This window comes from Streptomyces sp. NPDC001663, from assembly GCF_042893105.1.
GTDB lineage: Bacteria > Actinomycetota > Actinomycetes > Streptomycetales > Streptomycetaceae > Streptomyces.
The window spans coordinates 14,095-38,242 of sequence record NZ_JBIAUR010000026.1 but is presented as its reverse complement, the minus strand read 5'-3'; the positions used below and the strand labels follow the sequence as shown (position 1 = coordinate 38,242).

General features: G+C 70.6%; 21 protein-coding genes and 1 pseudogene. 10 read left to right on the top strand and 12 right to left on the bottom strand.

Annotation, left to right across the window (positions count from 1 at the left end):
- Positions 1-70 precede the first annotated feature (70 nt).
- The 3 genes and pseudogenes from ACFY1L_RS50670 to ACFY1L_RS50660 all read right to left on the bottom strand — a co-directional run.
- Positions 71-190: pseudogene (locus tag ACFY1L_RS50670) on the bottom strand (hypothetical protein); the annotation flags it as partial.
- Positions 191-305: 115 nt separating this feature from the next.
- Positions 306-905 carry an HAD family acid phosphatase gene (locus tag ACFY1L_RS50665; RefSeq protein WP_388841958.1) on the bottom strand — a complete coding sequence of 200 codons (600 nt, stop codon included), beginning with the start codon at positions 903-905 and terminating at the stop codon, positions 306-308.
- A gap of 116 nt (positions 906-1,021) precedes the next feature.
- The gene (locus tag ACFY1L_RS50660; protein WP_388841956.1) at positions 1,022-4,192 is read right to left on the bottom strand and encodes an NACHT domain-containing protein; all 3,171 of its coding nucleotides are present in this window, start codon (positions 4,190-4,192) and stop codon (positions 1,022-1,024) included.
- A 389-nt stretch (positions 4,193-4,581) separates the two neighbouring features.
- Here ACFY1L_RS50660 and ACFY1L_RS50655 point away from each other — a divergent pair, with 389 nt between their 5' ends.
- Positions 4,582-5,277, top strand: coding sequence for a M23 family metallopeptidase (locus tag ACFY1L_RS50655; RefSeq protein WP_388841954.1), 696 nt, complete (start codon positions 4,582-4,584; stop codon positions 5,275-5,277).
- 13 nt (positions 5,278-5,290) lie between these two features.
- On the opposite strand, the gene ACFY1L_RS50650 is transcribed toward ACFY1L_RS50655, so the two are convergent.
- A complete protein-coding gene (locus tag ACFY1L_RS50650) occupies positions 5,291-5,899 on the bottom strand; it encodes a TetR/AcrR family transcriptional regulator (RefSeq protein WP_388841952.1) in 609 nt (202 codons plus the stop codon).
- 175 nt (positions 5,900-6,074) lie between these two features.
- Between ACFY1L_RS50650 and ACFY1L_RS50645 the strand changes: the two genes are divergently transcribed.
- From ACFY1L_RS50645 to ACFY1L_RS50630, 4 genes are all read left to right on the top strand, one after another.
- On the top strand, positions 6,075-7,667 hold the full coding sequence (locus ACFY1L_RS50645) for an MDR family MFS transporter (RefSeq protein ID WP_388841950.1): 1,593 nt from the start codon (positions 6,075-6,077) through the stop codon (positions 7,665-7,667).
- A gap of 1,095 nt (positions 7,668-8,762) precedes the next feature.
- Complete coding sequence (locus ACFY1L_RS50640) at positions 8,763-9,254, top strand: helix-turn-helix transcriptional regulator (protein WP_388842169.1); 492 nt, start codon at positions 8,763-8,765, stop codon at positions 9,252-9,254.
- A complete protein-coding gene (locus ACFY1L_RS50635) occupies positions 9,251-9,685 on the top strand; it encodes a VOC family protein (protein WP_388841948.1) in 435 nt (144 codons plus the stop codon). Before ACFY1L_RS50640 ends, ACFY1L_RS50635 begins: the two co-directional genes overlap by 4 nt.
- On the top strand, positions 9,682-10,539 hold the full coding sequence (locus tag ACFY1L_RS50630) for a class I SAM-dependent methyltransferase (protein WP_388841946.1): 858 nt from the start codon (positions 9,682-9,684) through the stop codon (positions 10,537-10,539). The genes ACFY1L_RS50635 and ACFY1L_RS50630 overlap by 4 nt, the downstream gene beginning before the upstream one ends.
- A 22-nt stretch (positions 10,540-10,561) precedes the next feature.
- Here the strand turns inward: ACFY1L_RS50630 and cseC are convergent, their stop codons facing one another.
- The 5 genes from cseC to ACFY1L_RS50605 form a co-directional block, all read right to left on the bottom strand.
- A complete protein-coding gene (gene cseC / locus ACFY1L_RS50625) occupies positions 10,562-11,869 on the bottom strand; it encodes a two-component system sensor histidine kinase CseC (protein ID WP_388841944.1) in 1,308 nt (435 codons plus the stop codon).
- A 71-nt stretch (positions 11,870-11,940) separates the two neighbouring features.
- Positions 11,941-12,645 (bottom strand): two-component system response regulator CseB, encoded by a 705-nt coding sequence (cseB, locus tag ACFY1L_RS50620; protein ID WP_388841942.1) that lies wholly within the window; start codon positions 12,643-12,645, stop codon positions 11,941-11,943.
- A gap of 105 nt (positions 12,646-12,750) precedes the next feature.
- Positions 12,751-13,386 carry a hypothetical protein gene (locus ACFY1L_RS50615; protein WP_388841940.1) on the bottom strand — a complete coding sequence of 212 codons (636 nt, stop codon included), beginning with the start codon at positions 13,384-13,386 and terminating at the stop codon, positions 12,751-12,753.
- Positions 13,374-13,913, bottom strand: a complete 540-nt coding sequence (locus ACFY1L_RS50610) for a SigE family RNA polymerase sigma factor (protein WP_388841938.1) — start codon at positions 13,911-13,913, stop codon at positions 13,374-13,376. Before ACFY1L_RS50610 ends, ACFY1L_RS50615 begins: the two co-directional genes overlap by 13 nt.
- A 262-nt stretch (positions 13,914-14,175) precedes the next feature.
- Positions 14,176-15,075 (bottom strand): A/G-specific adenine glycosylase, encoded by a 900-nt coding sequence (locus ACFY1L_RS50605; RefSeq protein WP_388841936.1) that lies wholly within the window; start codon positions 15,073-15,075, stop codon positions 14,176-14,178.
- Between the two features lie 165 nt (positions 15,076-15,240).
- On the opposite strand from ACFY1L_RS50605, the gene ACFY1L_RS50600 reads away from it, so the two are divergent.
- Positions 15,241-16,047, top strand: coding sequence for a hypothetical protein (locus ACFY1L_RS50600; RefSeq protein WP_388841934.1), 807 nt, complete (start codon positions 15,241-15,243; stop codon positions 16,045-16,047).
- Between the two features lie 35 nt (positions 16,048-16,082).
- Here the strand turns inward: ACFY1L_RS50600 and disA are convergent, their stop codons facing one another.
- Together disA and radA are read right to left on the bottom strand one after the other, a co-directional pair.
- Positions 16,083-17,207 (bottom strand): DNA integrity scanning diadenylate cyclase DisA, encoded by a 1,125-nt coding sequence (gene disA / locus ACFY1L_RS50595; RefSeq protein ID WP_388841932.1) that lies wholly within the window; start codon positions 17,205-17,207, stop codon positions 16,083-16,085.
- 80 nt (positions 17,208-17,287) lie between these two features.
- Positions 17,288-18,697, bottom strand: a complete 1,410-nt coding sequence (gene radA / locus ACFY1L_RS50590) for a DNA repair protein RadA (protein ID WP_388841930.1) — start codon at positions 18,695-18,697, stop codon at positions 17,288-17,290.
- Between the two features lie 197 nt (positions 18,698-18,894).
- Here radA and ACFY1L_RS50585 point away from each other — a divergent pair, with 197 nt between their 5' ends.
- On the top strand, positions 18,895-20,595 hold the full coding sequence (locus ACFY1L_RS50585; RefSeq protein WP_388841928.1) for a hypothetical protein: 1,701 nt from the start codon (positions 18,895-18,897) through the stop codon (positions 20,593-20,595).
- A 21-nt stretch (positions 20,596-20,616) separates the two neighbouring features.
- On the opposite strand, the gene ACFY1L_RS50580 is transcribed toward ACFY1L_RS50585, so the two are convergent.
- Positions 20,617-21,465: a hypothetical protein gene (locus ACFY1L_RS50580; protein WP_388841926.1), complete on the bottom strand. Its 849-nt coding sequence runs from the start codon at positions 21,463-21,465 to the stop codon at positions 20,617-20,619.
- Between the two features lie 71 nt (positions 21,466-21,536).
- Here ACFY1L_RS50580 and ACFY1L_RS50575 point away from each other — a divergent pair, with 71 nt between their 5' ends.
- From ACFY1L_RS50575 to ACFY1L_RS50565, 3 genes are all read left to right on the top strand, one after another.
- Positions 21,537-22,478, top strand: coding sequence for a Ppx/GppA family phosphatase (locus ACFY1L_RS50575; protein ID WP_388841924.1), 942 nt, complete (start codon positions 21,537-21,539; stop codon positions 22,476-22,478).
- Between the two features lie 115 nt (positions 22,479-22,593).
- Positions 22,594-23,418, top strand: coding sequence for a sugar phosphate isomerase/epimerase family protein (locus ACFY1L_RS50570; protein ID WP_388841922.1), 825 nt, complete (start codon positions 22,594-22,596; stop codon positions 23,416-23,418).
- Positions 23,415-24,023 carry a TetR family transcriptional regulator gene (locus ACFY1L_RS50565; protein ID WP_388841920.1) on the top strand — a complete coding sequence of 203 codons (609 nt, stop codon included), beginning with the start codon at positions 23,415-23,417 and terminating at the stop codon, positions 24,021-24,023. The genes ACFY1L_RS50570 and ACFY1L_RS50565 overlap by 4 nt, the downstream gene beginning before the upstream one ends.
- The last annotated feature ends 125 nt before the right edge of the window (positions 24,024-24,148 follow it).

Below are 24,148 nucleotides of genomic sequence, written 5' to 3'. Positions count from 1 at the left end.
ATGCAGCGCGGTCTGGTTGCAACTCCATGCTGATGTCGCCGACTTCGAAGGAGAGCGGCCGGCCCGAGCCGCGCACCGCCGCCTCGACGAGCTGGTCACGGACGGCGGCGACCGCGTCGGCGAGCTCGATTCCCGCCAGGACGTGGCCGCCGGAGTCGTCGGCTTCGCTGTGTTGTGAATCGGCGCCCATACGTCGTCCCCCGTCGAGTGCGCGCTGTGACAACTCCTCGGATTTTACGTGGCGTTGCCATGCGCCCGCGGTGGATGCGGGAGATGTCGACGGGGGAGATTCGGCCGACGTGCCGTTACGACAACTGGCCGTCGTAGTCCGGCAGTTTGAACGTCTTCTCGGCGTGGCCGCCCGACAGGTCGGTGGCGCTGTTGCCGATGTTCGCGATGATCGTGTAGCCCTTGTTCTCGATGTCGACGCGCTGGGCGGTCTTGTAGGCGGCGACGTCCTTGAAGAGGTCGGTCAGACCGCGGACGTAGAGGCCGGAGACGTCGTAGCCGTCGTGCTCGAGGTTGTACTCGGTCGGCCAGTAGATGATCCCCGGGCGCGCCGTCACGAAGAACAGGGAAACGCCGTGCTCCTGGGCGTACTCGGCGACGTTCAGGACCGGCTTGTTGGCCGGCTGCGGGTAGCTGAAGCCGTAGTCGGTCTCCAGGGTGGTGTTGTCGATGTCGAAGACGATCGCCTGCTTCTCGCCGGACTTGGCGGCCGCGATGCGCTGCTTCAGGTAGGGCAGGGCCTGGTCCATCACCGTCTGGCAGTCCTTCTGCCAGGTCGCGTAGTCGACGTCCCCGGAGGTCGTCGCCGCGTTGGCGGGGGCGGCCAGTGCCACCAGGGCCGAGGTGGCGATGGCGGTCACGGCGGTGCGGCGCGCCCAGGGGCGTCGGCTTGTCATGGTGGGGGGTCCTCTCACATCCGTATGCCGTTGTCCTGCGCATGTTCGTGGGCGAGGGTGGCGCGAGGGGAACCGTAGGGTTACTGGAGGGTAAGTGGCCAGAGATGTGCGTCACATTACGTCGTCGGGCGCGGGTTGAGCTGGATGGCGTCGGGGAGCTTGTCGGCGTTGAGGGGGCGGCAGGTGGGTGGGGTGGTGATGCGGCGCAGGGTGGGGTGGGCGGCCAGCGGGGCGAGGTCGACCTCGTCGGTGTCAAGCAGCTGAAGGAAGGTCATTGCCGGGAATACCGCTGTGGTGGGCCGGAGGTCCACATCCGCGTGGACGGGCATCAGCGCCACCGTTTGCACCTGCTCCAGGGCGAGGCCACAGGACGCGAGGGAGGCGAGTTCGGCCGGGCTCAGGGACAGGATGGACAAGTTCTCCAGGCTCGCGAGAACCTGCCAGTCCTTGAGCGTGGGTGGGATGTCTATGTTCAGCCCGAGTTGGCGTAGCGACGGGAAGCCGGACAGAGGTGAGAGGTCCCGTGCGTTCCCGGGAAGGAAGATGCACTTCAGGGGGGCCTCGCGCGGTATGACCCCGAGCCCCTGACATTCCGTCCCGGCGCGCATATTGAGCACGGTGAGTCGGCTGAGCCCGGTCAGCGGACTCAGATCCTCCAGCCGGGGGAGATCGACCAGATACAGCGACTCCAGAGGAAGCCGGGACAGCGGCTCGATCGAGGTGAGCGCGCTGCATCGATTGAGGACGAGGCGCCGGAGGTCTTCGAAGCGAGCGAGGAACGACAGGTCGTCGACCAAGTTGTTGTTCCAGAGCGTCAGTTGGTCCAGCCGGTAGTCGGCGAGCGCCTCCGCGATCTCGACGTCCGAGAAGTCGCCCAACATCTCAAGCTTTCCGTGACCTCCTAGGCGGGTCAGTGCCTCGATCTCCTGACGCGAATGCACGGTGATGGTCGGTCGGTCGTCCCTCTCGCGCAGGTGACTGATGACCTCCCTCGCGTACGAGTCGGTGTCGAACCTGTGCCAGTGGAAGCCCAGTTGCATCCCGACGGCCGAACTCTCGTGATTCAGATACCGGACCAGGCAGGGCAGCGCCGAGTCCCCTCCGATCAGCCCCGCGGTCTGGACGACGCTGGCCGCAACCAGTTCGTCGTCCACGCCCTCCGGCCCTGGCAGTAACTCCAGGACAATCGGCCCGAGTTCGGCAAGTTTCTGCGCCTCGTGATAGTTCCGCGGCGGAATCAACTCCCCCGCCCGCCGCTCAATTTCCTCCCGTACGGCCGGATCCAGCTTCGCCGCATGTTCCAGACACGCCATGGCCAGCAGATGCAGCCGCCCCCGGTGCTCCTCCTCCCGGTCCCCGCGCTCCACCAACCCCCGTAACAGACGCGCCCGTTCGTCCGGGCGGGCGTGGGCCACGGCCATGCGGAGGACGTCCTCCCACTGGTCGAGGTGGGCATGGCGCAGGAGGACGTCGAAGTCGCGTTCCTCCACGGCCGCCCGTGCGCCCAGGTAGTCCTGGAAGGTGCGGTGTACGAAGTCCACGGCCCCCACGGCCGGTTCGCGCAGCAGGCCCGAGCGGACCAGCAGGTGGCGCAGGATCTCCTCGGCCGAGCCCTGGGCGGCGACGTACGGCATGGACGGCAGCAGCCGCTCCAGTTGGTTCAGGGCGTCGGCGCGCTCCATCTCGGCCCGGCCGTTGCGGATCAGCCAGTAGGCGATCCGCTGCAGCAGCTCGATCTGGGACTCCTCGTCCAGCTCGACCGCCAGGTCGCGTTCGCGGTCCCGGCGTTCCAGCAGCATGGACAGCGCCGCGTCGTACAGCGCCTTGCGGCCGCGCGGCAGAAAGCCCCGGCGTTCGCGGTGCAGGGCGCAGATCAGGGCGCACATGAGTGGGTTGGTCGCCAGCCGTCCCAGGTCCTGCTTGGTGCGCAGGGCACCGAGCAGCGCGTCGCGCATCACCGGGGAGGCGCCGGCCGCCTCGTGCCAGCGCCGGACGAAGACCGCGACGTTCTCGCGGTTCATGGGGGACAGCGTGAGCTCGGTGAAGTCCTCGCTTCCCAGCCATTCGTCGCGTACGGCGGAGGGGCGCGACGTCACCAGCCACAGGTTGCCCGGGAAGGCCGCGAGGAGGTCGGAGAGCCAGCGCCGCGTGCGCGCGCGTTCCTCCTCCGGTACCTCGTCGATGCCGTCGACCAGCAGGATCCCGCGCCCGGCGGCCAGCACCCGGTCCGCCCAGCCGGGCGGCTGGGAACCGGCGAGCGGGCAGCTCACCGCGCTCAGGAAGTGCCCCGGAACGGGCAGCAGCGCGCCGCCCCGGGTGAGGGTGCGCAGCGGCAGGACGAAGGGCACGCGGCCCATCAGGTGGGCGAGCCGCCCGGTGAGCTGCTCCTGGCGGGCGGTGGTGACCGCCAGCCACTGGACGAGTGTCGTCTTGCCGGAGCCGGCGACGCCGCGCAGCAGAACCCGTTCGTGCCCGGACAGCGCCTGCTCGACGGGCTGCGCGCCGGACGGCGGCCGGCGTTCGGGCAGGACCGAGCCGGGCTCGGCGGCCACCGCGAGGGCCTGGTGGTCGGCGTTCCGGGTCGCCTCCAGGCTCAGGTACGCCGTGTCCAGGGGCCAGTCGCGGGACTCGTCGAGGTCGATGCCGTAGATGGTCAGCCGGCTGTGCCTGGTCGCGATGTAGCGGGCGTACTGCTGCTCGAAGACCGTGTCCTGCGCGGTGCGGGAAGTCAGGCGCTCGACGAGTACGTCGGTGAGCCGGATCAGCTCGTCGAGCCGCCGGCTCTGCTCGACCAGGGTGCGGGCGACGAACGCGGAGCGCTGTGTGAAGAAGTGCAGGATGTGCAGGCAGGCGCTGTTCAGCAGGTGGAAGTAGAGAAAGGTGGAGTCGTAGCTGAGCAGTCGCAGCAGGTCGTCACCGCCCGCCTCTGCGAACAGCCGGTCGGCCAGTGCCTCGTAGCCGAGCCGTACGGCTTCCATGTCGTCGAGGTCGAGATCGCCGAGGGCGTACAGCGTCCGCTCCAGGGCCGCCGCGACCGCCTCCAGCTCGCCGGGCTCCAGGGGCGCCTCCCGGGTCTCGCGGGCCGCGCGCTCCACCAGCTCCCGGACGAGCTTGCGCAACTCCCTCCTGCCGAGGGTCCGCTTCTCCCCACGGAAGGACACCAGCGCCGAGAGCCGTACGGGCTTGTCGACCAGGCCGGCGCCCGGGCCGTCCCGTACGAACAGCTTCTTCACCAGGGGCCCGACCAGGCTCGACGCGAGTTTGGTGCCGAGTACTGACGGGTCCATGCGCGTTCCCCCCCGAAACGGATGCCGACACAGCCAACTCAGGGTAGTGCCCGTCACATTCCGGGGACCGGCGATCTTCTCGGCCGGTGACATGCCGCACAGGCGATTCGGCCTCTACTACGCCATGCAGTAGGCCTGCCGGATGCGGACAAAGGAGCTTTTGTCCTGGAACCTCGCGACCGATTCCGCCGTCGCAGGTCCGCCGTGAGGTGGTTCATCCCTCAATCAGTGCTGTGTCAAGAGGCGTGAAGTTTTGGGCTGAAGTACTAGTTTCCGTCGTAGATCACACGTTTTGGGGTCCGCGGGGGTCGGGGTTACCAAGGGATGGCCCATCCGGCGACCGCATGTGCGCCGGGTGGCTTTTCTGTCCCCGATCCCCTGAGGTTTCGATGTCTTCGCGTGTCACCCCCCGTTCTTCCCGTACGTCCCTGCTGCGCACCCGTGCGGCCGTCCTGGCCGCCGGCCTCGGAGCGTCGGTCGTGCTGGGGGCCGGGGTCGCGGCCGCCGCCGATGCCACCTCCGCCTCCAGCGCGGCGAGCGCCGTCCAGGCTCAGGCCGCCGCTCAGGCCAAGGCGGCCAAGACCGCCGCTGCCGCCAAGGCGAAGGCCGCGGCCGCCGCGAAGAAGGCTGCCGCCGCCAAGAAGGCCGCTGCCGCGAAGAAGGCGGTCTCCTGGGCCCACCCGGTGAAGAAGTACACGCTCTCCGCGAGCTTCGCCCAGGCCGGCGGCATGTGGCAGTCCACCCACAGCGGTCAGGACTTCGCCGTGCCGAGCGGCACCAACGTCGTCGCCGCGCACGGCGGCACGGTCGTCAAGGCCGGCGGCAACGGCGCCGGCGACGGACCCGCGTACGGCAACGCCATAGTCATCAAGCACGGCAACGGGACCTACTCGCAGTACGCCCACCTGTCGCGGATCGACGTCAGGGTCGGCCAGGTCGTCGCCACCGGCCAGCACATCGCCCGGTCCGGCAACACCGGCAACTCCAGCGGCCCGCACCTGCACTTCGAGATCCGTACGACCCCGAACTACGGCTCGGCCGTCGACCCGGTCGCCTTCCTGCGCACCAAGGGCGTGAAGGTCTGATCGCCCAGAGGCCCTAGGGGGTCTCGAGGGTCGCGTGCATGCCCTGGTGCGCCTGGGTCACCAGGGCGGTCGCGACCTCCAGGACCGCCTTGCGCTTCTCCTCGTCGGTGCCCGGCAGGTCGTTGAGGGCGAACATCCCGGCGTGCATCGTGAACACCGCGCTGATGCAGCGGACCTGGTCGACCAGGTCGGCGGCCGGGTCGATGAGGATGTCGCGCATGCCCATCATGCGGTTGCGGAACATCTCGCCGATGCGCAGTTCCTTCACCGCCGCCTGGTTCTCCTGCATGAAGCGGAAGAGCGGGGCCGCCTCGGACAGCGCCTCGTTGTAGCGGCGGATGATCTCCTGTTTCGTCTCCAGGGTGTGCGGCTGGCCCTTGCCCCACTCGATCAGTTCCTCGATCGGATGGGACAGGTCCTCGAAGATGCTGACGAGGATCTCTTCCTTCGTCTTGAAGTGGTAGTACAGCGCTGCCTTGGTGACGTCCAGACGCTCGGCGATCTCGCGCAGCGAGGTCTTCTCGTAGCCCTGCTCGGCGAAGAGTTCGAGCGCGACGTCCTGGATGCGCTGGCGGGTGTTGCCGCGGCGCTGCCGCTTGGTGCCGTCCATCGTGCCGCCCATTGTCGCGCTCCTCACGCCCCCTGCGAACTTGCTTGCCGCCCGGCTAGAAAACTTACTTGACGCCCGGCTAGTTACGGGTCTACCTTCCCCAGTGTAGTCAACTAGCCGGGCGGCAAGTAAGTAGCCGGCTGGGGTCAGTACCGGAAGTACCGCAGTACCTAGGGGAGTGGGAACGATGGCGGACACACAGACGGTCGACACGACCGAACCAGGGGCGGAGAAACAGCCCAAGAGCGTGCGGGTGGTGCTGCTCGCGCTCATGATCACCATGATGCTCGCGATGCTCGACAACATGATCGTGGGCACCGCGATGCCGACGATCGTGGGCGAGCTCGGCGGACTCGAGCACCTGTCGTGGGTGGTGACGGCGTACACGCTGGCCACCGCGGCGGCCACCCCGGTGTGGGGCAAACTCGGTGACATGTACGGCCGCAAGGCCACCTTCATGACCTCGATCGTGATCTTCCTGATCGGCTCCGCGCTCAGCGGCATGGCCCAGAACATGGGCGAGCTGATCGGCTTCCGGGCGATCCAGGGTCTCGGCGCCGGCGGTCTGATGGTCGGCGTCATGGCGATCATCGGTGACCTGATTCCGCCGCGGGAGCGCGGCAAGTACCAGGGCATGATGGCCGGTGTCATGGCGCTCGCGATGATCGGCGGACCGCTGGTCGGCGGCACCATCACGGACAACTGGGGCTGGCGCTGGTCGTTCTACATCAACCTGCCGCTGGGTGTCTTCGCGCTCGGACTGATCAGTGCGGTGCTGCATCTGCCGAAGAAGCGGTCCAAGGCCGGTATCGACTACCTCGGTGTCGTGCTGCTGACCGTCGGCATCACGTCGATCGTGCTGGTCACCACCTGGGGTGGTTCGGAGTACGCCTGGTCCTCCGCGCGGATCATGGAGCTCATCGGGATCGGTGTCGCCGCTCTGGTCGGGTTCGTGTTCTGGCAGACCAAGGCCGCCGAGCCGGTCGTGCCGCTGCACATCTTCCGCAGCCGCAACTTCACGCTGATGTCGATCATCGGCTTCATCACCGGGTTCGTGATGTTCGGTGCGACGCTGTTCCTGCCGCTGTACCAGCAGTCGGTGCAGGGGGCGTCCGCGACCAACTCCGGGCTGCTGCTTCTGCCGATGCTCGGCGCGATGCTGGTGACCTCGATGGTGGCGGGGCGGGTGACCACGAACACCGGCAAGTACAAGGTGTTCCCGGTCGTCGGCAGTGTGCTGATGATCGTCGGGCTGTACCTGCTGTCCACGATGGACACCGGGACCTCGCGGTTCACGTCCGGTGTGTTCATGGCGGTCGTCGGGCTCGGGATGGGCTGCCTGATGCAGATCACCATGCTGGTGGCGCAGAACAGCGTCGAGATGAAGGACATGGGCGTCGCGTCGTCGTCGACCACGTTGTTCCGGACGCTGGGTTCGTCCTTCGGTGTCGCGATCATGGGCGCGCTGTTCAACAACCGGGTGCAGGACGTCATGTCCGAGCGGGCCGGGGCGCTGGGGTCGAAGATCACCGAGAAGTCGGCGCAGCTGGACGCGAAGAGCCTGGAGAAGCTGCCGGCCGTGGCGCGGGAGGCGTACCAGCACGCGGTGTCGTCGGGCACGCACTCCGCCTTCCTGCTGGGGTCCGTGGTGGCCGTGGTCGCGCTGGTGGCGGCGGTGTTCGTGAAGGAGGTCGCGCTTCGTGGGGCGGGGCCGGCTGCGCCTAGGCCTGGCGAGGATGCGGATGCGGTGGCGCAGGCGCCGGTTGTCGAGGCCGTCTGAGCCTCTGACCCTCTGATCCGACAGTGAGCTGAAGGTCCCCCGGATGGTGTCCGCCCCGGGGGGCCTTCGTCGTGTTTCCTCGCCCGCGCCGCCCCTACCCGTCCCATCTCCAGGGGCGCTGCCCCTTCGACCCCGGCGGGGACTGCGCCCCCTGCCCCCTCCGCGGGGCTGCGTTCCTGGATCCCGGCAGGGCCTGCCGGGCTGCGCCTCTGCACCCCTCGCGGGGCTGCGCTCCTGGACCCCCGGCGGGGGCTGCGCTCCTGGACCCCGGCAGGGCCTGCCGGGCTGCGCCTCTGCACCCCTCGCGGGGCTGCGCTCCTGGACCCCCGGCGGGGGCTGCGCTCCTGGACCCCGGCGGGGACTGCGCTCCTGGACCCCGGCGGGGACTTCGTCCTCTGCACCCCTCGCGGGGCTGCGCCTTTGCACTCCGCCGGGGACTTTGTGCTCTGCACCCTTCGCGGGGTTGTGCCTCTGGACCCCGGTGGGGACTTCGTCCCGTGCTCCCCTCCGCGAGTTGTGCCTCTGGACCCCGGCGGGGACTTTGTGCTCTGCACCCTTCGCGGGGTTGTGCCTCTGGACCCCGGCGGGGACTTTGTGCTCTGCACCCTTCGCGGGGTTGTGCCTCTGGACCCCGGCGGGGACTTCGTCCCCTGCTCCCCTCGCGGGGCTGCGCCCCTGCACCCCAGCGGGGACTTCGTCCCCTGCACCCTCTGCGGGGCGTCGCTCCCGCACCCTCCGCGGGGCTCGCCTGCACCCTCCGGGGGGCTTCGCCTGCACCCTCCGGGGGGCTTCGCCCCCGCACCCCGCCGGGGCTCCGTCCCGAACCCCGTTCGGCCCGTTAGGGGCCTCGTCCTCAAACGCCGGACGGGCTGAAGTGACCGGCAGTGATCAAGCGTGCCCCTGCGGGTGGGTGGGGGTTGGGGATGGCAGCGGTCATGTCCTCGGGCGCCGGACGGGCTGGGCGTGCGGGTGGGTGCGGGTCGGGCATGGCAGCGGTCTCGTCCCCGCACGCCGGACGGGCTGGATGCGCTGGTCGGCGGCAGCGGTCTCGGTTTGTTGTCGGAGTCCCGTGTCACCATCGGCTCCATGGACAAAATGCGGCAGTTGCGGCTGGCCAAGGACGCCATGGATCGGGACTGGGCCGATTCTGGGCTGGATCTGGACGGCGTGGCTGCGCATGCCGGGTATTCGCGGTACCACTTCATCCGGGCCTTCAAGGAGGCGTACGGCGAGACGCCCGGGCAGTATCTGACGCACCGCCGGATCGAGCGGGCCGAGGAGATGCTCCGCAGTGCCGATCTGAGCGTCACGGAGATCTGCAACCTGGTCGGGTTCAGCAGCCTCGGGACCTTCTCCGCCCGCTTCAAGGCCCGCACCGGCCTCACCCCGAGCGAGTACCGCACCAAGCACGTCGGCCGCGGTGCCTCCCTCATACCCGGGTGCTACGCCATGCTCTGGGCCGGCGGCTTCCCCACCACAATTTCGAAGAAGCGCCCCGGTCCCCGCCCTGCCTACGGTGACGGACAGGACACCGGCACCGAGCCGGACCGAGCAGGGCCCGACAGAGCAGGGAGAGCAGAGCCATGATCCTGGGGCTGGGCATCACCACCGTATGGACCTTCGACCAGCAGCGCACCATGGCCTTCTTCACCGAGAAGCTGGACTTCGAGGTGCGCGACGACGTCGCCATGGGGGACATGAAGTGGATCACTGTCGGGGCCAAGGACCAGCCCGGTGTCGAGCTGGCGCTGATGAGTCTGGACGGGCCCGGTCTTGACCCCGAGTCCGCCGAGGCGCTGAAGAAGCTCGTCAGCAAGGGGGTGTTGGGGGCCGGGGCGTTCAGGACGGACGACTGCCGTGGGGACTACGAGACCTTCAAGGCACGCGGCGTCGAGTTCCTGCAGTCGCCGCAGGAGCGGCCGTACGGCATCGAGGCGATCTTCCGCGACGACAACGGCAACTGGTACTCGCTGACCGAGCGCAGCGAGGAGCTGGACTTCTCCAAGGACTTCGGGTGACGGGCACGGACGGGGAGGCCGCCGCGGATCACACGGCTGTGCGGGTCGCCCTCTGGCGGGCCCTGCACCGGCAGGCCGATGCGCCCCCGTACGTGATCGAGGACGAGGCCGGGCTGCGGATCGCGGATCCGGGGGAGGGATGGCGAGACCGGCCCGACATGGACGTGCACGCCACGCGACGGACTCGGGCGTCGATCGTGGCCCGCGCCCGGTTCGTCGAGGACCTGGTCGTGGAGCGCGCCGGGGAAGGGGTGGATCAGTACGTCGTCCTCGGCGCCGGACTGGACACCTTCGCCCAACGACGGTCGGATGTCGGCGACGGTGGGCTGCGGGTGTTCGAGGTCGACCAGGCCGGTCCGCAGGCCTGGAAGCGGCAGCGGCTGGCGGATCTCGGTCTCGGTGTCCCCGAGTGGCTGCGCCTGGTGCCCGTCGACTTCGAGGGGGACTGGTGGGAGCGGCTGCTCGCGGCCGGGCTCGACACGGCGCGGCCCGCCGTCGTGGCCTCCGCCGGCGTCACGATGTATCTCACCCGGGAGGCGATCGCGGCCACCTTCCGGCTCGTCGCCGGTCTGGCGCCCGGTTCGATGTTCGTCACGACCTTCATGCGGCCCATCGAGGACGTCGAGCCGGACCAGCGCCCGCAGCTCGAGATCGCGATGAAGGGTGCCCGGGCGGCCGGGACTCCCTTCCTCAGCTTCTTCAGGCCCGAGCGGATACTCGCCCTCGCCCGCGAGACCGGCTTCCGGGAAGCCCGGCACGTGTCGGCCGCCGAGCTCGAGAAGCGCTACTTCGCGGGCCGGACGGACGGGCTACGGCCGTCACGGGGAGAGGAGCTGCTCCTCGCCACCACCTGACGCCGCACCCCACGGCGGCCGGCTACGGCAGCATCGGATAGCTGCCCGTGTTCGTCGGCGCGTGCTCCGGCAGCCACAGCACCGCCACCGCGCCCTCGGCCGGCACATGGTCCGGCGCCCCCGCCGGACGGATGTTGCGGAAGGTCAGCCGGGCGCCCAGGACGCGGGCCTGGCCGGCGGCGATCGTCAGGCCCAGCCCGTGGCCGTGGCCCGCGCGGTCGGTGCTGCCCGTGCGGAAGCGGCTCGGGCCCTCGGCGAGGAGGTCGGCGGGGAAGCCGGGGCCGTGGTCGCGGACCCGGATGACGCGGCCCTCGACGGTGACCTCGATCGGCGGCTTGCCGTGCCGGGCGGCGTTGGCGAGCAGGTTGAACAGCACGCGCTCCAGGCGCCGCGGGTCGGTCGTGACCTCCGACTCGTGCACCACCCGCACCTCGATGGCGGGGTCCTTCACCGCCACACGCCGGGCGACGAACTCGCCGAGCAGGATGTCCTGCAGCTCGGCCCGCTCGGAGGCGCCGTCGAGTCGGGCCACCTCCAGGACGTCCTCGACGAGGGTGCGCATGGCCTTCGCGCGGTCCAGGACCAGTTCGGTGGGGCGGCCCGGAGGCAGCAGTTCCGCCGCGGTCAGCAGGCCCGTCACCGGCGTACGGAGCTCGTGCGCGATGTCGGCGGTCACCCGGCGCTCGGCCTCGAGCCGCTGCTGCAGCGTGTCCGCCATGGCGTCCACCGCGCTCGCCAGGTCGTCGGTCTCGTCCCGTACGAGCCCGCCGATCGCGTCCCGCACCCGTACGTCCGACTCGCCCCTGGCGACCTGGTTGGCCGCGGCCGCCGCCTTGCGCAGCCGGCGCGAGAACTGGCCGCCGATGAGCACGCCGAGCGCGCTGCCGCCGAGGACGACCGCGATGGAACCGATCACCAGGGCCTGGTCGAGGTCGTTGAGGATGTCCGTGCTGCGGTCGGTGAACCCGGTGTGCAGCGACAGCACATGGCCGTCCTTGACCGGTACGGCCGCCCAGATGTCCGGCACGCCGTTGCTCCGGTCGGTCACGAACGTCGCCCGCCGGCCCTCCTCGACCTTCGCCCGCAGCGCCGACGGCAGCTGCGGATCGTCGATCTTGACGTTCGGGAAGTTCGTCCGGTTGGACAGCTCGTAGTTGCGCTGCGCGATCTGCACCCGCTCGTCCGCGAGATCGCGCGCGTTGTCCAGCATCGAGACCCGGGCCGCGTTGTGCACGACCAGGCTCAGCGCGATCGCCACCAGCGCGCCGACCAGCGCGATGGCCGCGCTGAGCTTCCACCGCAGGCCGGTACGGATACCTGTACCGCTCATGTCATTCGCATCATTCGCATCATTCGCACCAGGGCGCCCGAAGATCCCCCGCATTTCCCAGACGCCCCTGCTCAGGCCTTCAGCTTGTAGCCGAAGCCGCGGACCGTCTCGATCCGGTCCTGGCCGATCTTCGTACGCAGTCGCTGCACATGGACGTCCACCACCCGGGTGTCCCCGCCCCAGCCGTAGTCCCACACGCGCTCCAGCAGCTTGTCGCGCGACAGGACCGTGCCCGGCGCGGAGGAGAACTCGAGAAGAAGCCGCATCTCGGTCGGCGTCAGTGCCACCGGCTGTCCGGCCCGGCGCACCTCCATGCCCTCGGTGTCGATCTCCAGCTCACCGAAGGTCAGCACCCCGCCGGCCACCTCGGCGTCGTCGTCGTCCGGCTTCTCGCCGCCGCTCGCGTGACCGAAGCGCCGCAGCACCGCCCGGATGCGCGCGACCAGCACGGCACCGTCGAACGGCTTGGTCACGTAGTCGTCGGCGCCCGCCTCCAGGCCCAGCACCACGTCGATCGAGTCGGCACGCGCCGACAGCATGATCACCGGCACGGTCGACTCGTCGCGGATACGACGGCACAGGCTGACCCCGTCGAGGCCGGGCACCATGACGTCGAGCAGCGCGATGTCGGGGCGGTTCGCCCGGAAGGCCTCCAGGCCCGACAGCCCGTCGGGCATCGCCGTTACCGCGAAGCCGTCGCGCTCCAGGGCGAGCTGCGTGGCCTCGCGGATGACGTCGTCGTCCTCGACGAACAGGACGTGGGTCTGGTCTGCCATCCCGCTGCTCTCAGTTCTCGTGTCGGTCGTGTCGGTCGTGGCGTACGTGGTGCTGCCGGCGGAGCGATCCGCTACTACTGGATCGTTCCGAGGGGCCCGATCGGTTCACGACGACGCCGAGGCGTCGCCGCCGACGGCATTGCTGTAGTCGTTCCGCTGGTGGAACCGCACGGTGAAACGACCCGCGATCCACTGGTACGTGGTCACTACCTCGCCGGACGGACTCGACACCGGGTCACCCTTCTCGTACACCTGCTTGGTCACCACCAGGTCGCCGCGGTCTATCTCCGCGTAGACCGGGGGCTCCTCGACCTTGAACACATTCTCGTACCGACCGCCTTCCTCGCGATACACGTACGAGCCGACCCCCACCGCGTCCCCGCAGGTCAGCACATTCACCACGACGTCGTCCGACGAGCCCGAGGTCAGATCGCCGTACGACACGTCCACCGGGTACTCGTCGGCGACGCACGGCTTCAGCTCGCGCTTGACCTCCGCCGACACCGTCGGATCGTCCTTGACGAGCTTGACCGCGTCCACCCGGGCAGCGGTCCGGGAGGGGCTCGGCGTGGGCGAGGCCGCGGCGCCGGCCACCGAGTCGGCGTGCGCCGGGCCCTCGTCACGGGCGCCGGTGCCGCCGGTGGCGCAGGCGGACACGAACAGGGCTAGGGCGGCGAGCACGGCCACCGCCGTGAACGCCGCCTGCAAGGTCCCTCGGCCCGAGTCCGTCAGACCGCGCAACGCTCCCGCTCCCCACGCTCCAGCGCGCGTGCGTCCAGATCGCGGCTCTCCAGCTCCTCGCGGAGCCGGGCGAGCGCCCGGTGCAGCGTGCTCTTGACCGTTCCCGCCGACATGCCGAGTGCGGCGGCCGTCTCCTCCGTCGACATCTGCTCCCAGTGTCGCAGGACGACCACACTGCGCTGCTTCGGCGCCAGCACCTTCATGATGTCCATGAGGAGCGCGCGGTCCGCGTGCTGCTCGGTGGAGTCGTCGACGCTCGCGTCCGGCAGCTGCTCGGTCGGGACCTCCTCCAGCTTGCGGGCCCGCCACCACTCGGTACGCGTGTTGATCATCACCCGGCGCAGGTAGGCGTCCGCGAGCCGCTTGTCCGCGATGCCCTCCCAGCGGCCGTACGTCCGAACCAGCGCCGTCTGGAGCAGATCCTGCGCGTCCACCGGGTCCGGGACCAGCCGGCGGGCGCTGCGCAGCAGCGCGTCCTGCCGGGTGCGGACGTACTCCTCGAACTCGAGCACCTCGCCCTGCGCCATGTTGAACCGCCTCCCGATCCCCGTGTCCGGCCGGCCTGTTCGCCGTCGGTCTGTCTCCGTGTCGACCCGGTCTGCCGGGTACGCAAATGAAGCTACGGAGGTGTTGTCACGGCACTGTCCGAAGCAACGCTCGGCTAGCACTCGGCTGTCCGTCGGTTGTGTAACGGACATAGGAACGGGGTAAAGAGGCGCACCGATTGGCGCCGTTATATGGGGATTTGGCGGTGTTATGGGCTGTGATGCGGCGTGACGTTACGGCGGGTTACGTCATCGGCAGCCGATACAAACCACCGGGAAGCGGCTCCACGAGACCGTCCGCCACGAGCCCGTCGAGCGCCCGAGCCCGCTGCACCGGCTCGTGCCACACCCGGTCCAGTGCCGCCTGCGGCACGGGGGCGTGGGCTTCGCGCAGTACAGCGAGGAGCTTGCCGCGGACCTGGCGGTCCGTGCCCGCGTACGTCTGGCCGCGGCGGGGCGGCCCGTCGTGCTCGGGCTTGCCCGCGAGCCGCCAGGCGCACTGGGCGGCGATGGGACAGCGCTGGCAGGTCTCGTTCTTGGCGGTGCAGATCAGTGCGCCGAGCTCCATGGAGGCGGCGGCCCAGCGGGACGCGGTCCGCTCGTCCTCGGGCAACAGGGCGCGGGCGAGCTTGCGTTCGGCCGCGGTGGTGGCGTTCGGCGGGAACTGCACACCGGTGACGGCGCGCGCGAAAACCCTGCGGACGTTGGTGTCGAGCACGGCGTGGCGCTGCCCGTAGGCGAAGGAGGCGACGGCCGCGGCCGTGTACTCGCCGATGCCGGGCAGAGCGAGGAGCTGGGTGTGGTCGGTCGGTACGTCGCCGCCGTGCCGTTCCGTTATGGCGACCGCGGCGCCGTGCAGACGCAGGGCGCGGCGCGGGTAGCCGAGCCGGCCCCAGGCGCGCACCGCCTCGCCGGGAGCCTCCTCGGCCAGGTCGGCGGGGCGCGGCCAGCGGGCCAGCCACTGTTCGTAGACGGGCAGGACGCGGCTGACCGGCGTCTGCTGCAGCATGAACTCGCTGACCATCACGCCCCAGGGCCCGGCCTCCGGGCGGCGCCAGGGCAGGTCGCGGGCGTGCTCGTCGAACCAGTCGATGACGGGGGCGTGCAGGGCGTCGCTGTGCGGGGGCTTCGTGGGCGCAGTCATGGCCCTTCCGATCCTGCCATGGCCTGCGGCGGTTCGGCCGACGTTGCCCCTCGGGGTGCGCGGTGGGTCGCAGGGCGTGACGTCCGGAATGATGATCCGGAAAAGTTGCGCTACTGGCGGCGGGTGGGGCAAGCGAACGTGCCGATCTCTCGTACAGTTTGCGCCGTGGGATCTCTGCGCAATCCTGTCGGGCCGCTTCCCTCCTCCATCTACTGGCGCCGGAGGGCCGTACTCGTGTCTGTGGCTGCCTTGTTGGCGCTGCTGATCACCTGGATCGTCACGTCGGGCGGTGGCGGCGGCAAGAAGGACGACGGATCCAACGGCAAGACTCCCGCGCCCACGATCACCGCGGGGCCGTCGAGTTCGGGTCCCGCCATCAGCCAAGCCCCGGGCGGACGCGACGAGTCGAGCCCCGGCGCCTCCAGCGGCTCGGATTCCGGGGGCAGTTCGGAGTCGGGCGGCTCGGACGGGTCCGGATCCGGCGACTCCGCCGGGTCGGACGGGTCGGCCGGTGGTGGTTCGGGCAGCGGCGTCGGCCGGAACGACACGATTCCGGCGGGTTCCACCCTGCCCAACTGCACCGCCGGCGCAGTGAAGTTGACCGTGCGCAGCCTGCACAACACGTACGAGCCCGGTCAGGCGCCCACTCTGCTGCTGACCGCGACCAACTCCTCCAGCCTCGACTGCAAGGTGGATCTCGGCCCGAAGAAGGCGGTGCTGACGATCACGCAGGCGGGCAGCGACGACGACTACTGGTCCTCAGCCGACTGCCCCAAGACCTCCGGCAGCCTGCTGTTCCGGGCGCCCGCCGGCAGCAGCATCACGTACACCGTGGCGTGGGACCGCAAGCCGAGCGCTCCCGAGTGCGCCACGCCTCCGGCGGGGTCGGCCGGGGCGGGGACGTATCTGGTGGAGGCGGCGGCACCAGGCTTCGCGAAGGTGCAGACGTCGTTCGTGCTCGCTAGCGACTGAGCGACCGGCGGGGGGCGCAGCCCCTGACGCCGGGTCTAGACGTACCGTTCCAGGATTGAGCTCTCCGCCAGCCTCGACAGCCCCTCCCGCACGCTTCGGGCGCGGGCCTCGCCGACGCCGTCGACCGTCTGCAGGTCGTCCACGCTTGCCGCGAGGAGCTTCTGGAGGCCGCCGAAGTGCTCCACGAGGCGGTCGATGATGGCGCCCGGGAGGCGCGGGACCTTGGCCAGGAGACGGAAGCCGCGCGGCGACACCGCCGAGTCCAGGGCCTCCGGAGAGCCCGTGTAGCCCAGGGCCCTTGCCACGATGGGCAGTTCGAGGAGCTCGGCGTGGGTGAGTGCGTTGAGCTCGTACAGGGCCTCGTCGACCGTGCGGGAGCGCTTGGCCGAGGGCTCGGGGACGTAGTCCCGGACCACCAGTTCGCGCTCGGGCTCCACGCCGGCGATCAACTCGTCGAGCTGCAGGGCGAGGAGACGCCCGTCGGTGCCCAGTTCGACCACGTATTCGGCGATTTCGGTGGCAATGCGGCGCACCATCTCCAGGCGCTGGGCCACCGCCGACACGTCCCGGACCGTCACCAGGTCCTCGATCTCCAGCGCCGACAGCGTGCCCGCGACCTCGTCCAGGCGGAGCTTGTAGCGCTCCAGGGTCGCGAGGGCCTGGTTGGCGCGCGACAGGATCGCCGCGGAGTCCTCCAGGACACGGCGCTGACCGTCGACGTAGAGGGCGATCAGGCGCATCGACTGCGAGACGGAGACCACCGGGAAGCCGACCTGCTTCGAGACGCGGTCCGCCGTGCGGTGCCGGGTGCCCGTCTCCTCGGTCGGGATCGTCGCGTCGGGCACGAACTGCACGCCCGCCCGCAGGATCTTCGACAGGTCGGACGACAGCACGATGCCGCCGTCGAGCTTGCACAGCTCACGCAGGCGCGTGGCCGTGAACTCGACGTCCAGCACGAAGCCGCCCGTGCACATGACCTCGACGGTCTTGTCGAAGCCGAGCACGATGAGTCCGCCGGTGTTGCCGCGGAGTACCCGCTCGAGGCCGTCGCGCAGGGCCGTGCCGGGTGCCACGGCGCTCAGAGAGGCGCGCATCAGGCCATCGGCACCGGAACTCCCACCGGACTTTCCGGGAGCTGCTGCCCGGTCGTTGGCTGCCACTGCACTCCTCCGGTCGCAGGTTCTGGGGCGCCCCCGTGTCAACGTTCTGTTCGTACGGATGGGCGAGACCAGGGCAAAGTCTACCGGCGGTCCTCCTCGTCCCGTGGGGCCTCTCGACGACGGGACCGCGGAAGGACCCGCAGGGCGTCCCCTATGTCCGCGACTTCCAGGACCTTCATGCCGGGAGGGATCTTGCCGGGGTCGCCCGGAACGAGCGCGTGGGTGAAGCCCAGACGGTGCGCTTCCGCGAGCCGTCGCTGGACCCCCGTGACCCGTCTGACCTCGCCCGCAAGGCCCACCTCGCCGATCGCGACGAGGTTCTTGGGCAGCGGGGTGTCGCTGGCCGCGGACGCCAGCGCGAGGGCCACCGCGAGGTCGGCGGCCGGCTCCGAGAGCTTCACTCCGCCGACCGTCGCGGAGTAGATGTCCCGCTTGCCGAGCGCGCTGATCCGGCCGCGCTGCTCCAGAACGGCGAGCATCATCGAGACGCGGGAGGTCTCCAGCCCGGATGTCGTACGCCTGGGGGAGGGGATCTGCGAGTCGACGGTGAGCGCCTGGACTTCGGCGACCAGGGGGCGGCGGCCCTCCAGGGTGACCGTCAGACAGGTGCCGGGGACCGGTTCGTCACGTCTGGTCAGGAAAAGTCCGCTTGGGTCGGCGAGGCCCGTGATGCCCTCGTCGTGCAGTTCGAAGCAGCCGACCTCGTCGGTGGCGCCGTAGCGGTTCTTGACGCCCCGTACGAGACGCAGGCGCGCGTGCCGGTCGCCCTCGAAGCTGAGGACGACGTCCACGAGGTGCTCGAGGAGGCGGGGTCCGGCGATGGCGCCGTCCTTGGTGACATGGCCCACGAGGAGGGTGGACATGCCGCGCTCCTTGGAGGCGCGGATGAGTGCGCCGGCCACCTCGCGCACCTGGGCCATGCCGCCGGGGGCGCCGTCGATCTCCGGGGAGGCGACCGTCTGCACCGAGTCGAGGATGAGCAGTGAGGGCTTCACCGCGTCCAAGTGGCCGAGCACGGCGGCCAGATCGGTCTCGGCGGCGAGATACAGGTGGTCGTGGATGGCCTTGATGCGGTCGGCGCGCATGCGCACCTGACTCGCCGACTCCTCGCCCGTGACATACAGCGTGCGGTGCTCGTCGCTCGCCGACTTGGCCGCCACGTCCAGCAGCAGCGTCGACTTGCCGACACCGGGCTCGCCCGCGAGCAGCACCACCGCGCCGGGCACGAGCCCGCCGCCGAGCACCCGGTCCAGCTCCGGCACGCCGGTCGAGCGCGCGGCGGCCTGGCGGCCGTCGACCTGGCCGATGGGCACCGCGGAGGTGGTCACGCGGCCCGGTGCCGTCGTACGGACCGCGGGCGCGCCGTACTCCTCGATCGTCCCCCAGGCCTGGCACTCGGGGCAGCGACCGAGCCACTTGGCCGTCTGCCAGCCGCACTCCGTGCAGCGGTAGGACGGGCGGTCCTTGGTGGTCTTGGTGCGGGTGGCCATGTCGAGAACCGTAGCCGCCGCCACTGACAACGCGGCCGCCGGCCGAATGCTCACCCCGGTGAATCGGCCACCGCCCATCGCGAACCGGCCACGGAACGAAGGGTTCCTGTCCCCTATTGAGGGATCGTTTCACCCGTACGGAGTAAATGTGCTCAAGGGGGAAGAAGGGCCTGCTCTCCGGCGCCTACGGTCCACGGATGACGAGCAGCAGTCCGGAGACCTCGACCCGCACCACCGGCGCACACCGGGCGCGCCGGGAGGCTCGTGACCGCGGCGCGGCGCGCACGCTGGCGCAGCGCCCTCCCGCGCGCTACGAGCCGTATCTGGACGGGATGTTCACCTACTGCCTGTCCGTGCTGTGCGACCACGACGCGGCGACCGCGGCCCTGGGCGAGGCCCTCGCGCTCGCCGAGAAGCGCCGCGGTCCGGAGTCGGCCGGGGACCGCCGCGCCTGGCTGTACGCGCTGGCCCGCTGGGCCTGTCTGCGCAAGCTGGCCGAGGCCAAGCAGAAACGTCAGAGCACGCACGCAGCCGGGCGGCACGGCTCCGAGAAGCAGCAGCCCGCCGAACCTCCCGTCGCCGACGAGGTCCAGGAGCAGCGCCGCCGCGAACTCGCCCTGCTCGCCTGGCCGGAGGCCGCCGGCACCAGCCCGGAGCAGCGCGAGGCCCTCGAACTCGCCGTGCGCCACCACCTCGCCGCCCACGAGGTCGCCGCGGTGCTCGGCATGGATCTCGCGAACGCCCGCGAACTGCTGGCCTCCGCCGCCTGCGAGGTCGAGCGCACGCGCGCGGCCCTCGCCGTCGTCGAGACCGGCGGCTGCCCGAGCGTCGCCCGGCTCACCGGCGACAACCAGCTGGTGCTCAGCTCGGCCCTGCGCAAGGAGCTCGTCCGGCACGTCGACGACTGCCCACGCTGTCGCCGCAGCGCCGAGCGCGGCATGCCCGGCCGCTGGCCCGGCGCGATGGTCACCCCCGCCGAGCTCCCCGTCCTGGAGGCACCGCGCGCGGCCGTGCACATGGCGCTGGAGCACCGGCCACGCGCGCGTGGCGGGGTGGTGCCCCGGTTCGACCGGCGCGGCTTCCCCATGGACCCGAAGGACCACGCCGCCCGCCGGGACCGCCTACGCGCGCGTGCCGTCACCACGACGGTCGTCGCCACCGTCGTGGCGGCCCCCGTGCTCGCCCTCTGGGCCGCCTACCGCGGCTCACCGGCCGCCGAGGCCGTCGACGGGCGCTCCGCCACCGCCAGCGAGGCGCACGGCCCCGACAGCCTCGACGGCGAGGCGGCGGGTGGCTACGAGAACGCCGGAAACGCCAGCACCAAGACCGACAACCGCTTCCGCAACGGCGCCGAGCCCGATGTCTCCGTGGAGGTCATCAGCATCGCCGGCGCGAAGGGCGCCGGACACCTCGAGGTCTCGGCCGGCAACAGCGGCGACACCACGCTCGTCACCCTCACCGCGACCGGCTCCGAATCCGTGCGCTGGTCGGCGGCCACGGGAGTCTCCTGGCTCTACCTGAGCCAGTCCTCGGGAACGCTCGCGCCGGGCCAGTCGTTGACGATCAAGGTGTACGTCGACTCTCTGCGCGAGCCGTCCGGCTCCTGGAGCGCGCAGGTGGCGATCTCACCGGCCGGAGCCGTCGTCTCCATCGAGGGCTACGGCACCGCGCCCAGCCCCACCGACCCCGCACCGACGAGCCCGCACGACCCGTCGCCGACCGACCCGGAACCGACCCCGACCGCCACGGCACCCACGAACCCCACCTCGAGCGACCCGCCCTCGTCCTCCGACCCGCAGCCCACCCCCACGGGCTCGGCCCCGTCCGATCCGGGCGGCCCGACACCCGGGCCCACGGGCAGCGGCGCCCCGAGCCCGTCCTCCTCGCCGGCGCCGTAGGCCTCGTAGGCCCGAATGCCGTCAGTCGACGGGGTCCGCCGGATGCGGTGCCAGCAGGGGCAGCTGCGAGGCCAGCCGCTGCTCGCACAGCTCGACGAGGCGGTCATAGCCGGCCTTGCCCATCAGCTCGGTCAGCTCCGCCCGGTAGGACACGTACACCGGGTCGCCCGCGCCGTGCGCCGAGGTCGCCGACGTGCACCACCAGTGCAGGTCATGGCCGCCCGGACCCCAGCCCCGGCGGTCGTACTCACCGATCGAGACCTGGAGCACACGGGTGTCGTCGGGCCGGTCGATCCAGTCGTAGGTGCGCCGGACCGGCAGCTGCCAGCAGACGTCCGGCTTGGTCTCCAGCGGCTCGCGGCCCTCCTTCAGGGCGAGGATGTGCAGCGAGCAGCCCGCGCCGCCCGCGAACCCGGGCCGGTTCTGGAAGATGCACGAGCCCTTGTAAGGACGCGTCTGGCGGTCGCCGTCCTCGTCCTCCGAGACCCAGCCGTGCTCCATGCCCTCGTCGTGGTGCTGCCAGATCTCCGGCGTGAGCCTCGCCACATGCCCGGCCACGCGCTTCTCGTCGTCCTCGTCGGAGAAGTGGGCGCCCAGCGTGCAGCACCCGTCGTCCGCGCGGCCCGCCTGAATGCCCTGGCAGCCGCTGCCGAAGATGCAGTTCCAGCGAGAGGTCAGCCATGTCAGATCGCACCGGAAGACCTGCTCGTCGTCCGCCGGATCAGGGAATTCCACCCACGCGCGCGCGAAGTCGAGGCCCTTCTCGTCTGCTTCCCGGGCCTTCTTCGACATCGTCGCCTTCTTCGCCGGCTTCACCTGCGAAGAACCCTTGGCGGACTTGTCCTTCTTCGCCGTTTTCGTCTTTGGCACAGGACCAGCGTAAGGCCCCCGCCGCCCCATGGAATACGGAGGACTGCCCAGGTGGCAGTAGCGTTCCGTACATGAGACTCGGTGTCCTCGACGTTGGATCGAACACGGTGCATCTGCTGGTGGTGGATGCGCACCCGGGCGCGCGCCCGCTGCCCGCGCATTCGCACAAGGCGGAGTTGCGCCTTGCCCAACTCCTCGACGAGTCGGGGGCGATCGGCCCCGACGGCGTCGACAAACTGATCGGCGTCGTCCACGAGGCGCTCCAGGCAGCCGAGGACAAGGGCGTCGAAGACCTCCTCCCGTTCGCGACCTCCGCCGTGCGCGAGGCCAGCAACGCCGACGACGTCCTCGCGCGCGTGCAGACCGAGACCGGCGTCGAGCTGCAGGTCCTCACCGGCGAGGAGGAGGCCCGGCTCACCTTCCTCGCCGCCCGCCGCTGGTTCGGCTGGTCCGCGGGCAAGCTGCTCGTCCTCGACATCGGCGGCGGCTCCCTGGAGATCGCCTACGGCATCGACGAGGAACCGGACGCCGCGGTCTCCCTCCCGCTCGGCGCCGGCCGCCTCACCAGCGGCTGGCTCCCCGGCGACCCGCCCGACCCGGAGTCCATAAGGGCCCTGCGACGCCACGTACGCGCCCAGATCGCCCGCACGGTGGGCGAGTTCACCCGCTTCGGCGCCCCGGATCACGTCGTGGCCACGTCCAAGACCTTCAAGCAACTGGCTCGCATTGCAGGCGCGGCCCGCTCCACGGAGGGCCTGTACGTCCAGCGGGAACTCAAGCGCGAGTCCCTTGAGGCCTGGGTCCCACAGCTGGCGGGAATGTCGACCGCCCAGCGCTCGGAGCTGCCGGGCGTCTCGGAGGGCCGTGCGGGACAGTTGCTCGCGGGCGCCCTGGTGGCCGAGGGCGCGATGGACCTGTTCGGCGTGGAGAGCCTGGAGGTCTGCCCCTGGGCCCTGCGGGAGGGCGTGATCCTGCGTCGACTGGATCACATGGGGTCCGCGCAGGTGCTTTGAGGGGCGCGGGGAACAGCGCGACAAGCCCCCACGAACCCACACCCGCCTATGGCGAATCCCACAACGGCGAATAGGCGCGCGGCCCCCGGCCACCCGCACCCCGTAACCTGTCGGCATGGCGGAGCCAGTCGTACGCATCCCGGATGCGAAGGTCGCGCTGTCCACGGCCTCCGTGTACCCGGAGTCCACGGCGACGGCGTTCGAGATCGCCGCGCGCCTCGGGTACGACGGGGTCGAGGTCATGGTGTGGACCGACCCGGTCAGCCAGGACATAGAGGCACTGCGCAGACTCAGCGACTACCACCGCATCCCGATCCTGGCGGTCCACGCCCCCTGCCTGCTCATCACGCAGCGCGTGTGGTCCACCGACCCGTGGGTCAAGCTGCAGCGCGCCCGGGCGGCGGCCGAGAAGCTCGGCGCGACGACGGTCGTCGTCCACCCGCCGTTCCGCTGGCAGCGCCAGTACGCCCGTGACTTCGTCGCCGGGATCTGGCGCATGGCGAACGAGACGGACGTGCGGTTCGCCGTCGAGAACATGTACCCCTGGCGCTACCGCGACCGCGAGATGCTCGCGTACGCCCCCGACTGGGACGTGACGAAGGAGGACTACCGTCACTTCACGATCGACCTCAGTCACAGCGCGACCGCCCGCTCCGACGCGATGCACATGGTCGACCGCATGGGCGACCGCCTCGGCCACGTCCACCTCGCGGACGGCAGGGGCTCGGCGAAGGACGAGCACCTCGTGCCGGGGCGTGGCACCCAGCCCTGCGCCGAGCTGCTGGAACGCCTCGCCCTGACCGGCTTCGACGGCCATGTCGTCATCGAGGTCAACACCAGGCGCGCCATGTCCGGCGCCGAACGCGAGGCCGACCTGGCGGAGGCGCTGGCCTTCACGCGCCTCCATCTCGCCTCGGCCGTGAAGGTGCCCAGGCCGTGACCGAGGCCGCCTCCTCCAGGCGCCGGGGCCGACGTACTCGTACGGAATCGGCCGACACCCGCGACCGCATCCTGACCGTGGCCCGCGAGGAGTTCTCCGAACGCGGCTACGAGAAGACCTCGGTACGGGGCATCGCGAAGGCGGCCGGCGTGGACTCGGCGCTGGTGCACCACTACTTCGGCACCAAGGAGCAGGTCTTCGAGGCGGCGATCGAGGTCGCCTTCGCGCCCGCGCTGAACGCGCCGGAGGCGGTGGCCGAGGGCCCGGCGGCGGAGGTCGGCGAGCGCCTGACCCGCTTCATCTTCGGCATCTGGGAGAACCCCACCACCCGTACGCCCCTGCTGGCGATCGTGCGCTCCGCCGTCAACAACGAGGCCGCGGCCGCCGTCTTCCGCCGGCTGATCGCCTCCCAGCTGCTGCGCCGCATCGCCGCCCAACTGGACCTGCCGGACGCGGAGCTGCGCGCCGAACTGGCGGCCGCGCAGCTCGTGGGGTGCGCGATGCTGCGGTACGTGATCAAGGTGGAGCCGCTGGTTTCGGCGGACGTGGAGCAGATCATCGCGCGGGTGGCGCCGGTGGTGCAGGGGCATCTGACCGGGCCCTGAGCGCCGGGTCCCCGCCGCGTTGTCGAGACGGGCATTCCGCAATCCGGACACCCTGTCCCGACCCCTGGATGACCGGCGTACGCTCGTTAGCAGTCAGAAGTCTCTTACGACCGTCTCTGAAGTCT